The 16,815-nt window shown below is 73.1% G+C and carries 14 protein-coding genes; 4 read left to right on the forward strand and 10 right to left on the reverse strand.

Features of this window, described 5'->3' with window-relative positions:
• The first annotated feature begins 17 nt into the window (after positions 1 to 17).
• Both ACFXAE_RS04785 and ACFXAE_RS04790 read left to right on the forward strand, forming a co-directional pair.
• Complete coding sequence (locus ACFXAE_RS04785) at positions 18 to 980, forward strand: LLM class F420-dependent oxidoreductase (RefSeq protein ID WP_384708000.1); 963 nt, start codon at positions 18 to 20, stop codon at positions 978 to 980.
• Between the two features lie 23 nt (positions 981 to 1,003).
• Positions 1,004 to 2,095, forward strand: a complete 1,092-nt coding sequence (locus tag ACFXAE_RS04790; RefSeq protein WP_384708003.1) for an enolase C-terminal domain-like protein — start codon at positions 1,004 to 1,006, stop codon at positions 2,093 to 2,095.
• 140 nt (positions 2,096 to 2,235) lie between these two features.
• Here the strand turns inward: ACFXAE_RS04790 and ACFXAE_RS04795 are convergent, their stop codons facing one another.
• Entirely contained in the window at positions 2,236 to 2,670 is a 435-nt protein-coding gene (locus ACFXAE_RS04795; RefSeq protein WP_384708007.1) for a phage holin family protein, read from the reverse strand.
• A gap of 108 nt (positions 2,671 to 2,778) precedes the next feature.
• Between ACFXAE_RS04795 and ACFXAE_RS04800 the strand changes: the two genes are divergently transcribed.
• Complete coding sequence (locus ACFXAE_RS04800) at positions 2,779 to 3,126, forward strand: VOC family protein (protein ID WP_384708010.1); 348 nt, start codon at positions 2,779 to 2,781, stop codon at positions 3,124 to 3,126.
• A 111-nt stretch (positions 3,127 to 3,237) separates the two neighbouring features.
• Here ACFXAE_RS04800 and ACFXAE_RS04805 read toward each other — a convergent pair whose 3' ends face one another.
• The 9 genes from ACFXAE_RS04805 to ACFXAE_RS04845 form a co-directional block, all read right to left on the reverse strand.
• Positions 3,238 to 3,792 carry a GNAT family N-acetyltransferase gene (locus ACFXAE_RS04805; protein ID WP_384708013.1) on the reverse strand — a complete coding sequence of 185 codons (555 nt, stop codon included), beginning with the start codon at positions 3,790 to 3,792 and terminating at the stop codon, positions 3,238 to 3,240.
• Positions 3,793 to 3,832: 40 nt separating this feature from the next.
• The gene (locus tag ACFXAE_RS04810; protein ID WP_384708016.1) at positions 3,833 to 4,765 is read right to left on the reverse strand and encodes an LD-carboxypeptidase; all 933 of its coding nucleotides are present in this window, start codon (positions 4,763 to 4,765) and stop codon (positions 3,833 to 3,835) included.
• Positions 4,762 to 6,768 (reverse strand): prolyl oligopeptidase family serine peptidase, encoded by a 2,007-nt coding sequence (locus ACFXAE_RS04815; RefSeq protein ID WP_384708019.1) that lies wholly within the window; start codon positions 6,766 to 6,768, stop codon positions 4,762 to 4,764. Before ACFXAE_RS04815 ends, ACFXAE_RS04810 begins: the two co-directional genes overlap by 4 nt.
• A gap of 16 nt (positions 6,769 to 6,784) precedes the next feature.
• The gene (locus ACFXAE_RS04820) at positions 6,785 to 8,089 is read right to left on the reverse strand and encodes a M20/M25/M40 family metallo-hydrolase (RefSeq protein WP_384708022.1); all 1,305 of its coding nucleotides are present in this window, start codon (positions 8,087 to 8,089) and stop codon (positions 6,785 to 6,787) included.
• Positions 8,082 to 8,915 (reverse strand): M55 family metallopeptidase, encoded by an 834-nt coding sequence (locus ACFXAE_RS04825; protein WP_384708025.1) that lies wholly within the window; start codon positions 8,913 to 8,915, stop codon positions 8,082 to 8,084. Before ACFXAE_RS04825 ends, ACFXAE_RS04820 begins: the two co-directional genes overlap by 8 nt.
• A gap of 103 nt (positions 8,916 to 9,018) precedes the next feature.
• Positions 9,019 to 9,744 carry a methyltransferase domain-containing protein gene (locus tag ACFXAE_RS04830; protein WP_384708028.1) on the reverse strand — a complete coding sequence of 242 codons (726 nt, stop codon included), beginning with the start codon at positions 9,742 to 9,744 and terminating at the stop codon, positions 9,019 to 9,021.
• 141 nt (positions 9,745 to 9,885) lie between these two features.
• Entirely contained in the window at positions 9,886 to 12,372 is a 2,487-nt protein-coding gene (locus tag ACFXAE_RS04835) for a SpoIIE family protein phosphatase (RefSeq protein WP_384708031.1), read from the reverse strand.
• A 144-nt stretch (positions 12,373 to 12,516) separates the two neighbouring features.
• Positions 12,517 to 14,943 carry an MFS transporter gene (locus tag ACFXAE_RS04840; protein WP_384708034.1) on the reverse strand — a complete coding sequence of 809 codons (2,427 nt, stop codon included), beginning with the start codon at positions 14,941 to 14,943 and terminating at the stop codon, positions 12,517 to 12,519.
• Between the two features lie 155 nt (positions 14,944 to 15,098).
• Entirely contained in the window at positions 15,099 to 15,542 is a 444-nt protein-coding gene (locus ACFXAE_RS04845) for an SRPBCC family protein (RefSeq protein ID WP_384708037.1), read from the reverse strand.
• 171 nt (positions 15,543 to 15,713) lie between these two features.
• Between ACFXAE_RS04845 and ACFXAE_RS04850 the strand changes: the two genes are divergently transcribed.
• Positions 15,714 to 16,751: an Rv2578c family radical SAM protein gene (locus ACFXAE_RS04850; protein ID WP_384708040.1), complete on the forward strand. Its 1,038-nt coding sequence runs from the start codon at positions 15,714 to 15,716 to the stop codon at positions 16,749 to 16,751.
• Positions 16,752 to 16,815 lie beyond the last annotated feature (64 nt).

Genomic DNA, 16,815 nt, shown 5'->3' on the forward strand with positions numbered 1-16,815 from the left:
TCGCGGAGGCAACCCCCATGCCCGAGTACGGCTACTTCCTCTCGTGCGAGCAGTACGGTCCCGCCGAGCTGATCGAGCAGGCGCGGATGGCCGAGCAGGCCGGATTCCACGCCCTGTGGATCTCGGACCACTACCACCCGTGGAACGACGAACAGGGGCAGAGTCCCTTCGTGTGGTCGGTGATCGGCGCGCTGTCCGAGGCGGTGTCGCTGCCGGTGGGGACGGCGGTGACCTGCCCGACCGTGCGGACGCACCCGGCGGTGGTGGCGCAGGCGGCGGCCACGAGCGCGGTGATGTCGCCCGGGGAGTTCCGGCTGGGCGTGGGCACGGGCGAGGCGCTGAACGAGCACATCCTCGGGGACGCCTGGCCGCCCGCGCACGTACGGCTCGAGATGCTGGAGGAGGCCATCCAGGTGATGCGCCGGCTGTTCACCGGCGAGGAGGTCAACCACCACGGCACGCACTACACGGTGGAGAACGCCCGCCTGTACACCGTGCCGGACGAGCCCGTCCCGATCGACATATCGGGCTTCGGTCCGGCGGCGACCAAGCTCGCCGCCCGGGTCGGCGACGGCTACATCACGATGATGCCGGACGCCTCGATGGTGGAGCAGTACCGCAAGGGCGGGGGTGGCGGGAAACCGGTCAGCGGCGGCACCAAGGTCTGCTACGGCACCGACCGTGACGCGTGCGTGCGCACCGTGCACCGGCTCTGGGCCAACGAGCAGCTGCCCGGCGAACTGGGTCAGGTGCTCCCGTCGCCGAAACACTTCGAGCAGGCGCAGACCCTGGTCACCGAGGACATGGTGCGGGAGAACCGGGTGTGCGGCGACGACGTGGACGAGCACGTCGCCGAGCTCCGGCAGTTCGCCGACGCGGGTTTCGACCGGATCTACGTCAACCAGATCGGCCCCGACCTGCGCGGCTTCTTCGACTTCTACCGCACCAAGGTGCTGCCGCAGCTCCAGCAGGCCGGCTGAGCCTGGGGGAGGACGGACCGACCATGGAACTGCACCGACCCGCCGTCTCCGTCTACACCGTGCCGGCCGACGCCCCGGAGGCCGACTCCACGCTGGCCTGGGACTCCACGACGGTGGTGATCGCCGAGGTGTCGGCGGGCGACGCGACCGGCACCGGCTGGACGTACGGTCCGCCGGCGGTCGGCGACTTCCTCAGCGGGCATCTCGCACCGCTCGCGGAGGGCATGAGCGCGCTGGACATACCGGCCGTGCACGACGCGATGAGCCGCTCGGTGCGCAACGCCGGCCGGCCGGGCATAGCGGGCTGCGCGATCTCGGCGCTGGACATCGCGCTGTGGGACCTCAAGGCGCGGCTGCTGGAGCTTCCGCTGGTGCGGCTGCTGGGGGCGTGCCGGGAACGGGTGCCGGTGTACGGCAGCGGCGGCTTCACCACGTATCACGACACGCACATGGCGGCACAGCTCAACGGGTGGGTGCACGGGCAGCACATCCCACGTGTGAAGATCAAGATCGGTGAGGGCTGGGGGCGGGAGGTGACCCGTGACCTGCACCGGGTGCGGGCCGCCCGGCACGTCATCGGCGAGCACGCCGAGCTCTACGTCGACGCGGGCGGGGGGTACACCCGCAAGCAGGCGGTGCGGGTCGGTCACGCGCTCGCCGAGCACGGGGTGGGCTGGTTCGAGGAGCCGGTGTCCTCGGACGACCTGACCGGTCTGCGGCTGGTGCGGGACGCCGTGGTGAGCGACGTGGCCGCCGGGAAGTACGGGTCCGACCTGCCGTACTTCGCCCGGATGATCACGGCCGGGGCGGTGGACTGCCTCCAGGTGGACGCGACGCGCTGCGGCGGGCTGACCGAGTTCCTGCGCGCGGCGGCGCTGGCCCGGGCGCACGGTCTGGAGGTGTCGGGGCACCGCGCCCCGCACGTCCACGCGGCGGTGGCGGCCGCCGTCCCGAACCTGCGGCATCTGGAGTGGCCCCATGACCACGTCCGGATCGAGGACATGCTCTTCGACGGCGCCCTGGACCCCACGGGCGGCACGATCAGCCCCACCGGGGGCCTCGGCCACGGTCTGACGCTGCGGACGGAGGACGTCGCGGAGTACAGGGTGGGCTGACCGGCCGGCTCCGCAGGAGACGGGTCGGCCTGCGGGCTGTCGCCTCCTCGCCGAACCGGCCGCGGACGCCGAAGTCCCGGTCACCACGACGGCCTTGCGGTTCCGCGACAGGAGCGGTGCCGTCGGCTTCCTCCAGCCGGTCAGTCCCGGCGGCGGGAGGCGTCGGGGTCGGAGGCCGGCCGCGGCGGTACGACGCCGGCGGTGGGCGGTGCGGACGGCACCGGCGGGACGGGGACCGACCGGCCGCCGGGCGCGGTGGCCCCCGCGGGAACGGTCCCGGACGCCGTGGGCCGGGCCGCGGCGCGCAGGACGAGGGCCAGCACGCCCAGGATCACGGCCGTGATCAGTGCGGCGGCCCAGCCCGGCAGGACCAGGGCGAGGGCGAGGCCCACGGCCAGCGACACGGCCGCGCCCGCGTACAGGGCGGCGGCGCCGGATCCGGCGTACAGGGCGGCCCTGCGGCGCTGTCCCCGCACCTGTGCGCGCAGTTCGTCGCGCACGGTCTCACGGGCCACCTGTGCCAGCTCGTCGACCAGGTGCTTGTCCAGATGCTCCAAGTGCTCCAAGCGCTGCATGGGCGTCGGGTACCCGTGCCCGGGGGTGCGTAACGCCCGTGGGCACGGGGTGTGGAGATCGTCCGCGCCGGAGGCCTGGCCGCGACCGCCCCAACTAGGCTCGTCCCCATGGAGATTCTGGGTGCCACACTGCGTGTCTGCGTCGACGACATCGAGACCGCCATCCCCTTCTACGAGCGACTGGCGGGCGGCAGGGCCCTCCGGTTCGAGCGGGGCGGCGTCCAGGTCGCCGCGGTCGGCTGCTTCCTGCTGATGAGCGGTCCCGCGGCCGAACTGGACGTGCTGCGCAGGGTCGCCGCGACCATCGCGGTCAAGGACGTCGAGGAGACCCGTCAGGTGCTCGCGGAGCTGGGCGCCGACATCCTCGCGGGCCCGCTCCCCACCCCCGTGGGCCGCAACCTCATCGCGCGGCACCCGGACGGGGCGGTCTACGAGTACGCGGACCGCCGCTCCTGACGCGCCCGGCCGGCGACCGCGTGGACAGGGGCGCCCCACGTCGGGTCCGGGCAGGGGCGGACAGCACCGTGCCGGTGAGGAGCGCGCCGGGGCCCACGGGGAGTCCGGGCGTCAACGCCCCCTCGTCATCTCGCTGGTGATCGCCCAGCGTTGGTGGTCGCGCCAGGCACCGTCGATGAAGAGCATCTTCGGCGAGAAGCCCTCCAGGCGGAAACCGCAGGCGCGGGCGAGGGCGATGGAGGCGGCGTTGCCGGGCTGTACGTTGATCTCCAGACGGTGCAGCCGCATCGGGCCGAAGGCGTACCGCACCACGAGGTCCAGGCCCTCGCGCATCAGCCCGCGCCCGGCCGCGTGCGCGAAGGCGCCGTAGCCCAGCACACCGCACAGGAAGCCGCCCTCGACGATGTTGTTGATGTTGATGAACCCGGCGAGGGCGCCGTCCGCCTCCTTCTCGCAGACCAGGAACCCCGCCTTGGTGGGATCCGCGATCAGCCGCCCCGCGTACGCGGCGTACGCGTCCTGGCTGTCCGGCGGGAACAGCCAGGGGTGGTGGAGGTCCTTGCTCTCCCGGGCGCGGGCGGTGAATTCGGCGCCGTCCGCGTGGGTGAAGTGACGGAGCCCCACGCGGCGGTCTTCGGCGAGGTAGCGGGAAGCGGTGTGCGGCACCCCGCCACCCTACGACGGGCCCGCGTGCGACGCGGGCCGGTCAGCTCAGCGCCGGTTCGTCCAGGACCAGCGTGCCCGCGGCGGCGTCGAGTTCGGCCGTGACACCGAAGGGAACGGTGAGCGCGTCGGCGCAGTGCCCGAACCCGAACTGCTCGGCCACCGGCACGCCGAGGCCGCCGAGCCGGTCGGCGAGCAGCGCCCGCACCCCGGCGTACGGCTCGCACTGCGCCCAGGAACCGAGCAGCAGCCCACAGACCCCGTCCAGCCAGCCGGCTCTCAGCAGCTGGGTGAGACAGCGGTCGAGCCGGTACGTCTCCTCACCCACGTCCTCCAGGCACAGCAGTCCGCCGCGCGCGGAGGGTCTGGCGTGCGGGGTGCCGAGGTCGGCGGCGAGCAGGGAGAGACAGCCGCCGAGGGTGACGCCGCGCGCCCGCCCGGGGACCAGTGCTGTGCCGTCGGAGGTGAGGGTGCGGACCGTCTCGGGGGCGAAGAGGGTGGCCCTGAGATGGTCCTGCGCCCGCGCGCTCTTCACGAAGTCGACGCCCGCGGCCATCGGCCCGTGCAGGGTGACCAGTCCGAGCCGGACCGCGAACGCCTCGTGCAGGGCGGTGATGTCGCTGAACCCGACGAACACCTTCGGCCCGGCCGCCCGCATCGCCTCCCAGTCGAGCGCGTCGACCATGCGCTGTACGCCGTAGCCGCCGCGGGCGCAGATCACCGCGTCGACGGCGGGGTCGCACCACGCGGACTGCAGATCGGCGGCCCGGTCGGCGTCGGTGCCCGCGAGATAGCCGAACCCGCCGTGCCGGCCGAGGACATGGGGGGCCACCACCGGATCGAGGTCCCAGCCGCGCAGCACGTCGAGCCCGGCCCGGAGCCGCTCCTCGGGCACCGGACCGCTGGGCGCGACCACGGCCACCCGGGCACCGGGGGCGAGGCGGGCCGGCCGCCGCAGCGGTTCGACCCGGCTCACGCACCCAGCTCCAGGGTCGGCACGCCGGGCGGTTTCATCCCGAACACCTGGGCGTACAGGGACAGTTCAGCCTCCAGAGCGCGCACCATGGTCTCCATCCGCCGGAAGCCGTGCCCCTCGTCCTCGAAGGTGAGGTAGGCGTGCGGCACGCCCCGGCCGGCCAGCCGGGCCAGGAAGCGCTCGCACTGCGCGGGCGGGCAGATCACGTCGTCCAGTCCCTGGAGCATCAGGAAGGGCACGGAGAGCCGGTCGGCGTGTTCGACGGGCGAACGCTCCACGTACCGCTCGGGCACCTCGGCGCGCGGGCCGATCAGGCTCTCCAGGTACTGGGACTCGAAGTCGTGGGTCTCCCCCGTGCCCCAGCCGGTGAGGTCGAGCACCGGGTAGCTGATGGTGCCGCAGGCGTAGACGTCGGTCGTGGTGAGCGAGGCGGCGGTGGTCCAGCCGCCGGCGCTGCCGCCCCGGACGGCGAGCCGGTCGCGGTCGGCGGTGCCCTCGTCGGCGAGGGCCAGCGCGACGGCGGCGCAGTCCTCGACGTCGACCACGCCCCACTGTCCGCGCAGCCGGTTGCGGTACTCCCGCCCGTATCCGGTGGAGCCGCCGTAGTTGACCTCGGCGACACCGATGCCGCGCGAGGTGAAGTAGGCGATCTCCAGGTCGAGCACGAGCGGCGCCCGGCCGGTGGGGCCGCCGTGCGCCCAGATCACGTACGGGGGACGCTCGTCCGCGGGGCCCGCGTATCCGGGGTGGTGCGGCGGGTGGACGTGGGCGTGGATCTCCCGGCCGTCCGGTCCGGTGAACGTGCGGACCCGCGGCTCGGGGTAGTGGGCCGGGTCCACGGCGTCCTCGTGGCGGGAGCCGATCACCCGGGCGTGACCCGTACGGGTGTCCAGCTCCACCACTTCGGGGGCGCTGCGCGGTCCGGCCCCCACGGCGACGACCCGCTCGCCGTGTGCCGCGAGGGTGGGCGTGAACTCGCTCCACGGGCCGACGGCGTCGACGACCTCGCAGGTCTCGGGGTCGAGGACGCCGAGCACGGGTGCGCCCCGGCCGTGCAGGACGGCGATCAGGCCGCTGTCCAGCGGGGCGAACCAGCTCAGACCCAGCTTCCACAGCGGTCCGCCGAACTCCTCCTCGCGCGGGCAGACCGGCTCCCCGTCCCGGTAGAGGTTCCACCAGCCGGTGCGGTCGCTCGCGTACAGCAGCCGGCCGTCGTGGGTCCAGTCGGCCTGGGCGACGGACTCCTCGGGTCCGCCGGCCACCGTACGGGCGTCGCGCAGGGTGCCCTCGGCGGCGACGTCGGCGACGAGCAGCTCGGTGCCGTCCCACGGCATGCGCGGATGGTCCCAGCCGAGCCAGGCGGCGCGCCGTCCGTCGGGCGAGAGCCGCGGCCCGGTGACGAACCGGTGCCGGCCGTCGCTCAGTTCCCGCACGGCGTCCCGGTCGTCCGCGGCGGAGCCGTCCAGCGGTACGGCGGCCAGGACGCGGCGTACGTCGCCGGGGCCGGCCCCGGTGAACTCCTCCAGGACGCACCACACCTCGCCGCGCTCCGGCAGCAGCACCGGTTCGGCCCAGCGCAGCCCCTGCCCGACCGGGGACACGGGGGTGAGCGGGCGGGGCTCGCCTCCGGGCTCGTACCGGTACAGGCGCTGGTCGGCGAAGTTCACGAACACCACGAGCGGGACGCCGTCCCGGACGGTCCCGGCCCAGGGGCGGCCGCCGTACTCGTGGACGCGGCTGCGCACGTTCCACGGCGCGGGCAGGACGGACTCCTCGCTGCCGCCCGCCCGTCTCCCGCCACCACCCTTCCGAGAAGGCGCTTCGCGCCCCACCTCCTCGATGTGCCGCCGCACCAGGGTGCGCCGGCCGCCCTCGGCGGGCCGGGGCTCGGTCCACCACACCTCGTCACCGACGAAGCCCGCGAACTCGGGGCCGCCGTCGTGTGCCGCGGCCGTGGCCGCGTCGATGGGCGAGGGCCACTCGCCGTACGCCAGGGTCCGCACCGTCTCCCCCACTCGCTCAGGCCGTCCGCAGGAACCGGTCGAGGACCCGGACACCGAAGTGGAGCGCCTCGACCGGGACGCGCTCGTCGACCCCGTGGAAGAGGGCCTGGTAGTCGAAGCCCTCCGGCAGCTTCAGCGGCGCGAATCCGTAGCCGGTGATGCCCAGCCGGGAGAACTGCTTGGCGTCCGTGCCGCCGGACATGCAGTACGGCACCACATGCCCCTCGGGTGCGAACTCCTCGACGGCGGCCCGCATCCGGGCGTACGTCGGCGAGTCCACCGGTGCCTGGAGCGCCACCTCGTGGTGCTCGAACTCCCAGTCGACGTCCGGCCCGGTGAGGCGGTCCATGGTCGCGCGGAACTCGGCCTCGGCGCCCGAGAGATACCGGCCGTCGACGTGTGCCACGGCCTCCCCGGGGATCACGTTGACCTTGTAACCGGCTTCCAGCATCGTCGGGTTGGCGCTGTTGCGGACGGTGGCCTCGACGAGCTTCCCGGCCGTGCCGAGCTTGTCGAGGAGCGTGTCCACGTCGGACAGGTCCGTCTGGATGCCGTACACGGCGGCGAGTTCGGTGAGCGCGGCGCGCACGGTCGGTGTGAGCCGCAGCGGCCACTCGTGCTCGCCGATGCGGGTGATGGCGGCGGCGAGGCGGGTCACCGCGTTCTCCCCGTTGACCTTGGAGCCGTGCCCGGCCCGGCCGCGCGCGGTGAGCTTCATCCAGGCCGTGCCGCGCTCGCCGGCCGCGATCGGGTACAGCTGCCGTCCGCCGCCGTCGTGGAAGGTGAACGCGCCCGACTCGCTGACGCCCTCGGTGCAGCCCTCGAAGAGCTGGGCGTGCCGGTCGGCGAGGAAGCCGGAGCCGTCCTCGGCGCTGGCCTCCTCGTCGGCGGTGAACGCGATGACGATGTCGCGCCGGGGCCGTACGCCCTCGCGCGCCCAGGCCCGCACCACGGCGAGGATCATCGCGTCCATGTTCTTCATGTCGACCGCGCCGCGGCCCCAGACCACCCCGTCGCGGACCTCTCCGGAGAACGGGTGCACGCTCCAGTCGGCGGCCTCCGCCGGGACGACGTCCAGATGGCCGTGGACGAGCAGCGCGTCGGCCGACGGGTCGGTGCCCTCCAGCCGGGCGACGACGTTGGCACGCCCCGGGGTGCGTTCGAGGAGCACCGGCTCGAGTCCCGCCTCGGCGAGCCGTTCGGCGGCGTACTCGGCGGCGGGCCGCTCCCGGCAGTCGCCCCCGCCCCTGTTGGTCGTGTCGATCCGGATCAGGTCGGACGTGAACGTCACGACCTCGTCCAGGGCCCGTTCGTCAGCCATACTGCTCCTCCACCGCGGCCGAGGCGATCGTGGTGACCGCCTTGAAGGTGCGGATCCCGTCGTACATGGTCCCGCTGGTGTACGCCACCTTGCGCTCGCCGGTGCGGGTCACGCCCGGTACGACGGTGACGGCCATCGCCAGGTGCTCGGCGTCGAACTCCACCGCGACGGTGAACGGCCCGCCGTCGACGGGCTCCCGGCGCACCGCCAGCGTGACCGCCTCCTCGGCCGCCGCGCGGATGTCCACGGCCGTCCGGGCCGGGGGGCGGCACACGGCCGCGTACCGGGACACATGGTCCTTGACGGCGACCTTCAGTGCCTCGGGCGCGTAGCCGAGCGCGTCCTCGCAGGCGACGTCGTCACCCGTCACCAGGATCACCGGCACCCCGTACTCGGCGACCACGTGCGCGTTGAGCAGGCCCTCGCTGGCCCGTACGTCGTCGACCCAGACCCCGGTGATGGAGTTGGCGAGGAAGGTGTGCGCGAGGACGCCCTCCATGCCGGCGCCGGCGTGGTAGCCGATGAACGCGATGCCGTCCACGTCGCCGTGCTGCACGCCCTCGACCATGGACAGGGACTTGTGGCGCCCGGTGAGCATCTCGGCCCGCTCGTCCAGCTGTTCCAGCAGCAGGTTGCGCATGGTCCAGTGGGCCTCGTTGATCAGCACCTCGTCGGCGCCGCCGTCGAAGAATCCCCGCACGGCGGCGTTGACGTCCGAGGTGAACATCGAGCGGCACCGCTCCCACTGGGGGGTCCCCGGCAGCACGTCGGCCGGCCAGGTGACACCGGTGGCGCCCTCCATGTCGGCGCTGATGAGGATCTTCATGCGGCACACGCTACGTGGTCCCGCCGAATCCCGGCCAGCCTGTGGACGACTCTCACCGGTCCGGGCCGGCGAAGGGGCTCATCGCTCCTCACCAGGCACTGCCTTACGTGGCGCGCCCCGTCACGCACCAGAGGGACGGCAGTTCGACACGGGTGCCGTCGGGGCCGTACTCCGTGGTGGTCAGCGGCAGGGTTCCGCTCGCCGGCACCGTCAGTCCGGCCGCGGTCAGGAACTCGGGCACGGCCGCGTCGTCGACCTCGCCGGGGGCTATACCGTGCCGCAGGACCGGCACGAGTTTGGGCGGCGGACCGCCGGGGCCGGCCGCGAGGCCCCGCAGGACCGCTCCGGCGGCCTCGGAGGGCTCGACGAGGAAGGCACGGCCGCGGTCGCCGACCAGCGTGGCGATGGCGTCCGCCAGTGCCTGCCGGTCGTCGGGCTCGCACTGGTGCAGCACCCCGCGCATGTACACGTTGGCGTCGCCGAGTTCGGCGTGCAGGGCCTGCGACTCGGCCTTGTCGACGGCGTCCAGCCGCCGGTACGCCGCCCGCCCGGCCGGGTCGGCGGCGCGGGCGCGGTCCAGGGCGGCGGCGGCCAGGTCGACGCCGATGACGTGCGGGAAGCGGTCGGCGAGGAACCGGGTCTGGGTGCCGTTGCCGCACCCCAGGTCCACCAGCGGCAGACCGGGGTCGGTCAGCTGCGGTTCGAACAGGGCGAGATGGCGGGCCACGGTCAGAGCGGGCTCCGCGTCCCAGAACACGGCCCCCGGCTCGTCCGGTGCCTCACGCCAGAAACCCTCCCAGGCCTCCCGGTACCGACTCGTCACGCTCATGACCGACTCCCCAGGGTGCGACGCCGGCCCGCCCCGTGTGACGGGCCAGTACGGTGTATCGCGCCCGGGGCGCGCGGACAAGCGCACGGCGCATTCCTTCACGGCTCGTTCGCCCCGGAGTGCGCCGTGTACCACCGGCGCTCAGCGTCGTCGCGGCAGCGTCAGTTCGCACCACACGCTCTTGCCGGCCGTCGTCCGGCTGGTGCCCCACTGGCGGGCGAGAGTGCTGACCACGCGCAGTCCGCGCCCGGACTCGTCCGCCGGCCGCGCGTCGATCAGCGTCGGCAGTTCGTGGTCGTCGTCCTCCACCTCGCACAGCAGTGTGTCGCCACGCACCAGCCGCAGGGCGACGGGACGCGCGTGGGAGTGCCGCACGGCGTTGGTGACGAGTTCGCTCACCAACAGCTCGGCACTGTCGGCGAGCTTCGGCAGACCCCAGTCGTACAGCTGCTCGCGGACCGCTGCGCGGGCCCGGCCGACCTCGGACGGCTCGGGAGCGATCCGCCATTCGGCGACGTCGTCGGGTTCGATGCCGCCGAGCCGGGCCATCAGCAGGGCCACGTCGTCCTTGCGGCCGCCGCGCCCCGCTTCCGAGAATGTCACAGCGAGCTCGCGGATGATCGTGTCGCAGGCGTCGTCCATGGAGGCGGCCGGGTGGGCGGCGGACTCGCACAGCGTGGCCAGCCCGACACCGATGTCCTCACCGCGCACCTCGACCAGTCCGTCGGTGCACATCACCAGCCGGTCGCCGGGCTCCACGGGCACACGCACCGCTTCGAAGGGCACCCCGCCGACGCCGATGGGCGCCCCGGTGGGCAGGTCGAGCAGCTCGCTGCGCCCGTCGGCGGCGCGGACCAGGACCGGTGGGATGTGTCCGGCGTTGGCGAGACGCAGCTCGCTCGCGATGGGGTCGTAGACGGCGTACAGGCAGGTCGCGAGGTAGGTGTCGCCGAGCCGCTGGGCGAGGTCGTCGAGGTTGCGCAGGAGTTGCGCGGGCGGCAGGTCCAGCGCGGCCATGGTCTGCACAGCGGTGCGCAACTGGCCCATCATCGCGGCCGAGTTCAGCCCGTGCCCCATGACGTCACCGACGACGAACGCGGTGCGGGCGCCGGGCAGCTTCACCGCGTCGAACCAGTCGCCGCCGATCCGCCCGAGCAGGGTGCCCGGCAGATAGCGGGTGGCGACGTCGCAGCCCGCCATGCGCGGCGGGATGTGCGGCAGCATGCTGTCCTGGAGCGTCTCGGCGACGTTCTCCTGGTACGTGTACATGCGCGCGTTGTCGAGCACGAGCCCCGCGCGGGCGGCGAGTTCGGCGCCGGTGACCCGGTCCATGTCGTTGAAGACCTGCCGCTCCGGATGGCGCAGCAGGATCATGAAGCCGAGGACGACATGGCGCGCCTTCAGCGGGACGACCAGCATGGACCGGCCGGTGATCAGCGGCCGGATGTCGCGCTTCTCGAACTGCGAGGCGACGGCGTGGCCCATCTCCTCGCTGATGCGCGGCACGAGGACGGGTTCACCGGTGGTCATGCACTGGAAGAACGGGGTGTGCGCCGGAAAGGGCATGGCCTCGCCGACGGGCACGACGTCGTCCCAGCGGCCGGGTTCGTCGGTGTGCTCCAGGGCGACCCGGTGCCACATGGTGGTGGTGTCCGGCACGCCCTCGTCGAATCCCTCACCGGCGACGACCTGTTCGCGCAGATAGGTGCCGGCCACGTCGGTGAAGCGGGGCACGACGGCCTTGCTGACCTCGACGATGGTGCGCGCCAGGTCGAGGGAGGTGCCGATCCGGGAGCTGACCTCGTTGAGGAACTCCAGATGCTCGCGGACGGCGGCGTACTCGAGGTCCTCGCCCTCGTCCCGCAGTTCCTCGGGCACCGGCTCACCGGCCGCGAGGGCACGGGCGGCCCGCTCCCGGCGCTTCCGGCGCTCGGCGCGCCGGGGCACGCCCCAGTCGGGGGTGACGGGCACCCGGTCGTTCTGGCTGAACTCAAGGACGGGGTAACCCAGTTCGAGGACCTGGGCGACGATACGGGCGCTGTCCCCGACACTCATGCTGGGGAGGATCTCGGGGAGCCGGCGGGCGAGGTCCTCGGAGCCGGGGAAGTCGGTGTGCAGGGCGAAGCCGGGCGCGATGTGTTCGTACCCCCCGGCCCCGTCCGTGCGCAGCAGCCCGTCCGTGTCGGCGGCCAGCACCAGCAGCCGCTCGCGTCCCGGGCCCACCAGCGGGTAGGCCCACCACAGCATGTCGACACGGCCGTTACCGGAGGCCGCCAGCCGGGCGCGGCCCGCGGCCGGGTAGGACAGGCCCCCGCCGAGGGAGGCGCCGAGGCCGGGCCCCAGACCGTCGTAGGCGGCATACGCCCCGTCCGGGGCGGGCCCCTCGTCCTCGGACTCCTCCGGCAGGGCTCCGGTCACGGGCAGCAGGTCGACCGCCGGGCGGCCGAGCGCGTCCTCCTTGGCGAGGGAGAACAGGCGCCGCGCGCCCCTGCTCCAATGGGAGACGAGCCCGTCGCGGTCGACCACGACCACGGCCAGCGGGATACGACCGGCGCCGCCGTGTCCGGCCGCCGCGCCGTCCCCCGCACGGCTGTCCGGAGGTGCGTCCTGCTCAGTGCCACGGTCCATGGCCCAGGCCCTCTCTCCCCCGGCTGCGCAAGATCTGTACCGCCGTCACCACGGTACGACCACGGCCGGTTGCGATGTGCGGCAATGCACGAATTGCCCGCCGGTGCTCGCCCCGGCGTGTTTTCCCGCGCGTGACGGACCGTTTCAGTCCTCGTGCCCGAGCTGGAGGTCGCGTTCCGTACGGCCCCCGCCGGCCACCTGGAGCACGGTCGCGACCGGCGGGTAACCGGCGGCGATGACGGTGTACTCGCCGGAGGACAGGTCGACGAACCGGAAGGTGCCGTCGGGTCCGGTGGTGAGGGTGTCGACCACGTTGCCCGCCGCGTCCAGCAGGGTCACACGCGCCTCCTCCACGGGCCGTCCGCCGCCGGCCCGCACGGTGCCGCGCAGCACGGCGCCGCCGGCCAGCTCGACGTCCTGGCGGGTCTCGCGGGCGGCCTGGACGGTGACGGGGAGGGCGGCCGGGCGGAAGGCGGGCGCGCTCGCGGCGACGGTGTACTCACCGGCCACCAGCTCGCTGATGACATAGCCGCCCTCCCGGCCGCTGCGGGTGCCGGCGACCACTTCCCCGTGGACGTTGGTGAGGGTGACGGCCGCGTCCCGCACCGGTGTGCCGTCGGCGGTGACGACACTGCCGGCGAGACGGCCCGCGCCGCCGAGGACCACGTCGAGTTCGACGGGCCGCTCGCCGACGGTCACGGAGACCGCCTGCGGCTGGTGACCGCCCGCGGCGGCGATCAGGACGTACGCTCCCGGGCCGGGCGTGGCCAGCGCGTACCGCCCGTCCTCGCCGCTGGCGCCCCGTCCGGTCTGCTGTCCGGTGACGTCGATGAGGGTGAGCGCGGCGCGCGGTACGGCGGTCCCGTCGGGGTGCTGCACGGTTCCGCAGACGGGGACGCCGCCGGTGTGCGGGGAGCGGAGCGGGGTGGGGGTCCCCCCGCTCGGGGAGTGGGGGCGTGCGTGCGGCACCTGTGCCGTGAAGTGGGCCGGGTCGGCGGTGGGGGCGTGGTGGGACACCAGTGGTCTCTCCTTGAGGAAGAAGGCGATGAGCAGGCCGAGGACGAGCACCGGCACCAGGTGGAGGAAGATGCGCGGCATGACGTCGGCGTAGGCCTGCACGTAGGCGTCGCGCAGCTCGGGCGGCAGCGCGTGCACGAGCTCGGGGGTGATCGACCCGGTGCCGGGCGCGGTGCCCGCGCCGGCGGGCAGGCGGTCTTCGAGCGCGTCGGCGAGCCGGCCGGCGAAGAGGGCGCCGAAGACGGCGGCGCCGACGCTGCCGCCGATCTGCCGGAAGTAGTTGTGGGCGCTGGTGGCGGCGCCGAGGTCGGCGGGGCGCACGGAGTTCTGCACGGCGAGGATCAGCACCGGCATCACCATGCCGATACCGGCGCCGAGGACGGCCGTCCAGAGGCTGTAGTGCAGCCGGGGTGTGCCGGTCTCCAGGCGGGACAGCAGCCACATGCCGACGACGGAGAGGGCCGCGCCGACGACGGGGTGCAGCCGGTAGCGGCCGGAGCGGCTGATGAGCTGCCCGGAGATGACCGAGGCGCCGACGATGCCGGCCGTCATGGGCAGCATCAGCAGTCCGGACTCGGTGGCCGAGGCCCCCTCGACCATCTGCAGATACGTCGGCAGGTAACCGGCGGTGCCGAACAGGGCGACGCCGATCACCAGCCCCATCAGGCCGGTGACGTTGAAGACGGAGTCCCGGAACAGCCGCAGCGGGATGAGGGGTTCGGCGGCGAAGCGCTCGACGACGAGGAAGAGGACGCCGGCCGCGACGGCGCCCGCGCCGAGTCCCAGGACGACCCGGGAGTCCCAGGCGTACTTGGTGCCGCCCCAACCGGTCAGCAGCACCAGGCAGGTGGAGGCGGCGGACAGCAGCAGGGTGCCGAGGACGTCGAAGCGGCCCCGGGCCGCCGGCTTGGGGAGTTCGAGCACCAGGGCGACGACGGCCATGGTGACGATGCCGAAGGGGACGTTGATGTAGAAGCACCAGCGCCAGGAGAGGTGGTCGGTGAAGTAGCCGCCGAGCAGCGGTCCGGCGACGGACGCGAGACCGAAGGCGGCGCCGATCAGCCCCATGAACCGGCCGCGCCGGCGGGCGGGCACGATGTCCGCGATGATCGCCTGGACGCCGGTCAGCAGGCCGCCCGCGCCGACACCCTGCACCGCGCGGTAGGCGATCAGCTGGTCCATGGTCGACGCGCGGCCCGCCAGCGCGGAGCCGACGACGAACACGAGGATCGCGAACTGGAAGACACCCTTGCGGCCGAGCAGGTCGCCGAGCTTGCCGTAGACCGGCAGTCCGACGGTGGCGGTGAGCAGATAGGCGGTGATCGCCCAGGACATCCGGTCCAGGCCGTGCAGCTCGCCGACGATCCTCGGGAGCGCGGTGGCGACGATCATCTGCTCCAGGGCGGCGAGCAGCAGCGCCGGCATCAGCGCGAGGAAGACCAGCCGGACCCGGCGGGGGCTCAGGCCCGGCTCGACGACCGGTGCCGGGGGCGGTGGGCCCCCGGCCGGCGGTGCCGTGACCGGCTCGTCCTGCGTCGAAGTGATCCCGCCCACGTGCCGCTCCCCTCGTCGCACCGCCGGACAATTCCCGCGTGAAAGCGACAACTACGGGCAAGCACGGCAAGTTACGGGACAGGGGAAGGTCGTAACGAGATCACTCGAACCGGTGAGAAGCCAACTCCGCACCGTTTACGGGAGATTGCCGCCCCTCACTTCTCGACCTCCACGGCCAGCCTGGCCAGCAGGGCGTCGTGGATACGGGCGAGGCCCTTGGGCGCGAAGGTCTTCTCGAAGAAGCCGCCGATGCCTCCGGCGCCGTTCCACACGGTGGTCACGACGACCCGGGAGCGGCCCTCGCCGGCCGGGGTGACCTGCCAGGTGGTAACCATGGAGGAGTTGCGGTCCTTCTCGACCAGTTCACCGTCGGTCGGCTCGGTGACCTCCAGGAGGCAGTCGCGCACGCGCTTGCTGGTGGCCTGGAGCTTCCAGTGCACGAGGGTTCCCTCGCCGTCGCCGCCCTCGCGGACCTCGTACTCGCTGTACTGCTCGGGCAGCAGTTTCGCGCGGGTGCCACTGTAGTCGGCGAGTGCGTCGAACACCGTTTCCGCGTCCGCCGCGACGATCCGCTCCGTAGTGGCTTCGACCTGCGCCATCGCTTACCTCCAGGGCATGGGTTCTCAGGGTCGGGCCAAGCCAATCACCCCCGTGCCCGGCCGCCCAAATCGGGGCTTCGGATGTGATCGGGAGGGTGACCGAAGATGCCACTCGCACGATCAAGGGAACACTTGTTCTATTCTGTGCCGCAGCGACACCGAGGAGGCGTCATGCGCTGGGAGAACCTCTCGCCGGGCTCCGAACACAGCCGGGCCGACACCGCGCTGTTCGGCGCGGAGACGGTCACGACCCGCACCTTCGACACGCCCGAATTCGCCGGCATCACCTTCCACGAGATCCGGGCACGCTCCATCGTCAACCGGGTGCCGGGCGCCTCCCGCATGCCGTTCGAGTGGACGGTGAACCCGTACCGGGGCTGCACGCACGCGTGCGTCTACTGCTTTGCGAGAAAGACCCACAGCTATCTGGACCTCGACACGGGGCTCGGCTTCGACAGCCAGATCGTGGTCAAGATGAACGCGCCCGAGTTGCTGCGCCACCGGCTGGCCTCCCGCGGCTGGCAGGGCGAGCACATAGCGATGGGCACGAACGTCGACTGCTATCAGCGCGCGGAGGGCCGCTACCGGCTGATGCCGGGCCTCCTCGCCGCCCTGCGCGACCACGCCAACCCGTTCTCGATCCTCACCAAGGGCACGCTGATCCTGCGGGACCTGCCGCTGCTGAAGCAGGCCGCCGAGGTGACCGACGTGGGCGTCTCGGTCTCGGTGGGGTTCACCGACGAAGAGCTGTGGCGGACGGTCGAGCCGGGCACGCCGGCACCGGAGCGGCGGCTGGACGTGGTCCGGACGTTCACCGGGCACGGCATCGGCTGCGGGGTCCTGATGGCGCCGGTGGTCCCGTTCCTGAGCGACCGCCCGGACCAACTGCGGGCGGTCGTGCGGGCCGTCGCGGCCTCGGGCGCCGCCTCCGTCACCCCTCTGGTGCTGCATCTGCGGCCGGGCGCCCGCGAGTGGTTCATGTCCTGGCTCGGGCAGCACCATCCGCACCTGGTGGCCCGCTACGAGCGGCTGTACGCGGACGGCGCCTACGCGCCGAAGTGGTACCAGCGCCGCATCACGCGTCAGGTGCACGAGCTGGCCCGGGAGTACGGCATCGGCCCCTCCCCCGCGAAGACGCCCCGCCGGATCCGCGCCGCCGGGCCGGCCGAGTCCCCGGCGGTCACGCCGACCCAACTGACGTTCCTTTAAGAGCGTTCGAGCGCATCCGGCGACCCGATCGGGTCAAGAATCGACAGAACATGTTCGGATGCGG

The sequence above is a fragment of the Streptomyces sp. NPDC059454 genome (assembly GCF_042749965.1).
In the GTDB taxonomy this organism is placed as follows: Bacteria; Actinomycetota; Actinomycetes; order Streptomycetales; family Streptomycetaceae; genus Streptomyces.

Excerpts from the sequence above, each read along its gene's own strand:
- ACFXAE_RS04785 (WP_384708000.1), top strand. The coding sequence starts at position 18 with ATGCCCGAGTACGGCTACTTCCTCTCGTGCGAGCAGTACGGTCCCGCC.
- ACFXAE_RS04790 (WP_384708003.1), top strand. The coding sequence starts at position 1,004 with ATGGAACTGCACCGACCCGCCGTCTCCGTCTACACCGTGCCGGCCGAC.
- ACFXAE_RS04795 (WP_384708007.1), bottom strand. The coding sequence starts at position 2,670 with ATGCAGCGCTTGGAGCACTTGGAGCATCTGGACAAGCACCTGGTCGAC.
- ACFXAE_RS04800 (WP_384708010.1), top strand. The coding sequence starts at position 2,779 with ATGGAGATTCTGGGTGCCACACTGCGTGTCTGCGTCGACGACATCGAG.
- ACFXAE_RS04820 (WP_384708022.1), bottom strand. The coding sequence starts at position 8,089 with ATGGCTGACGAACGGGCCCTGGACGAGGTCGTGACGTTCACGTCCGAC.
- ACFXAE_RS04825 (WP_384708025.1), bottom strand. The coding sequence starts at position 8,915 with ATGAAGATCCTCATCAGCGCCGACATGGAGGGCGCCACCGGTGTCACC.
- ACFXAE_RS04830 (WP_384708028.1), bottom strand. The coding sequence starts at position 9,744 with ATGAGCGTGACGAGTCGGTACCGGGAGGCCTGGGAGGGTTTCTGGCGT.
- ACFXAE_RS04835 (WP_384708031.1), bottom strand. The coding sequence starts at position 12,372 with ATGGACCGTGGCACTGAGCAGGACGCACCTCCGGACAGCCGTGCGGGG.
- ACFXAE_RS04845 (WP_384708037.1), bottom strand. The coding sequence starts at position 15,542 with ATGGCGCAGGTCGAAGCCACTACGGAGCGGATCGTCGCGGCGGACGCG.
- ACFXAE_RS04850 (WP_384708040.1), top strand. The coding sequence starts at position 15,714 with ATGCGCTGGGAGAACCTCTCGCCGGGCTCCGAACACAGCCGGGCCGAC.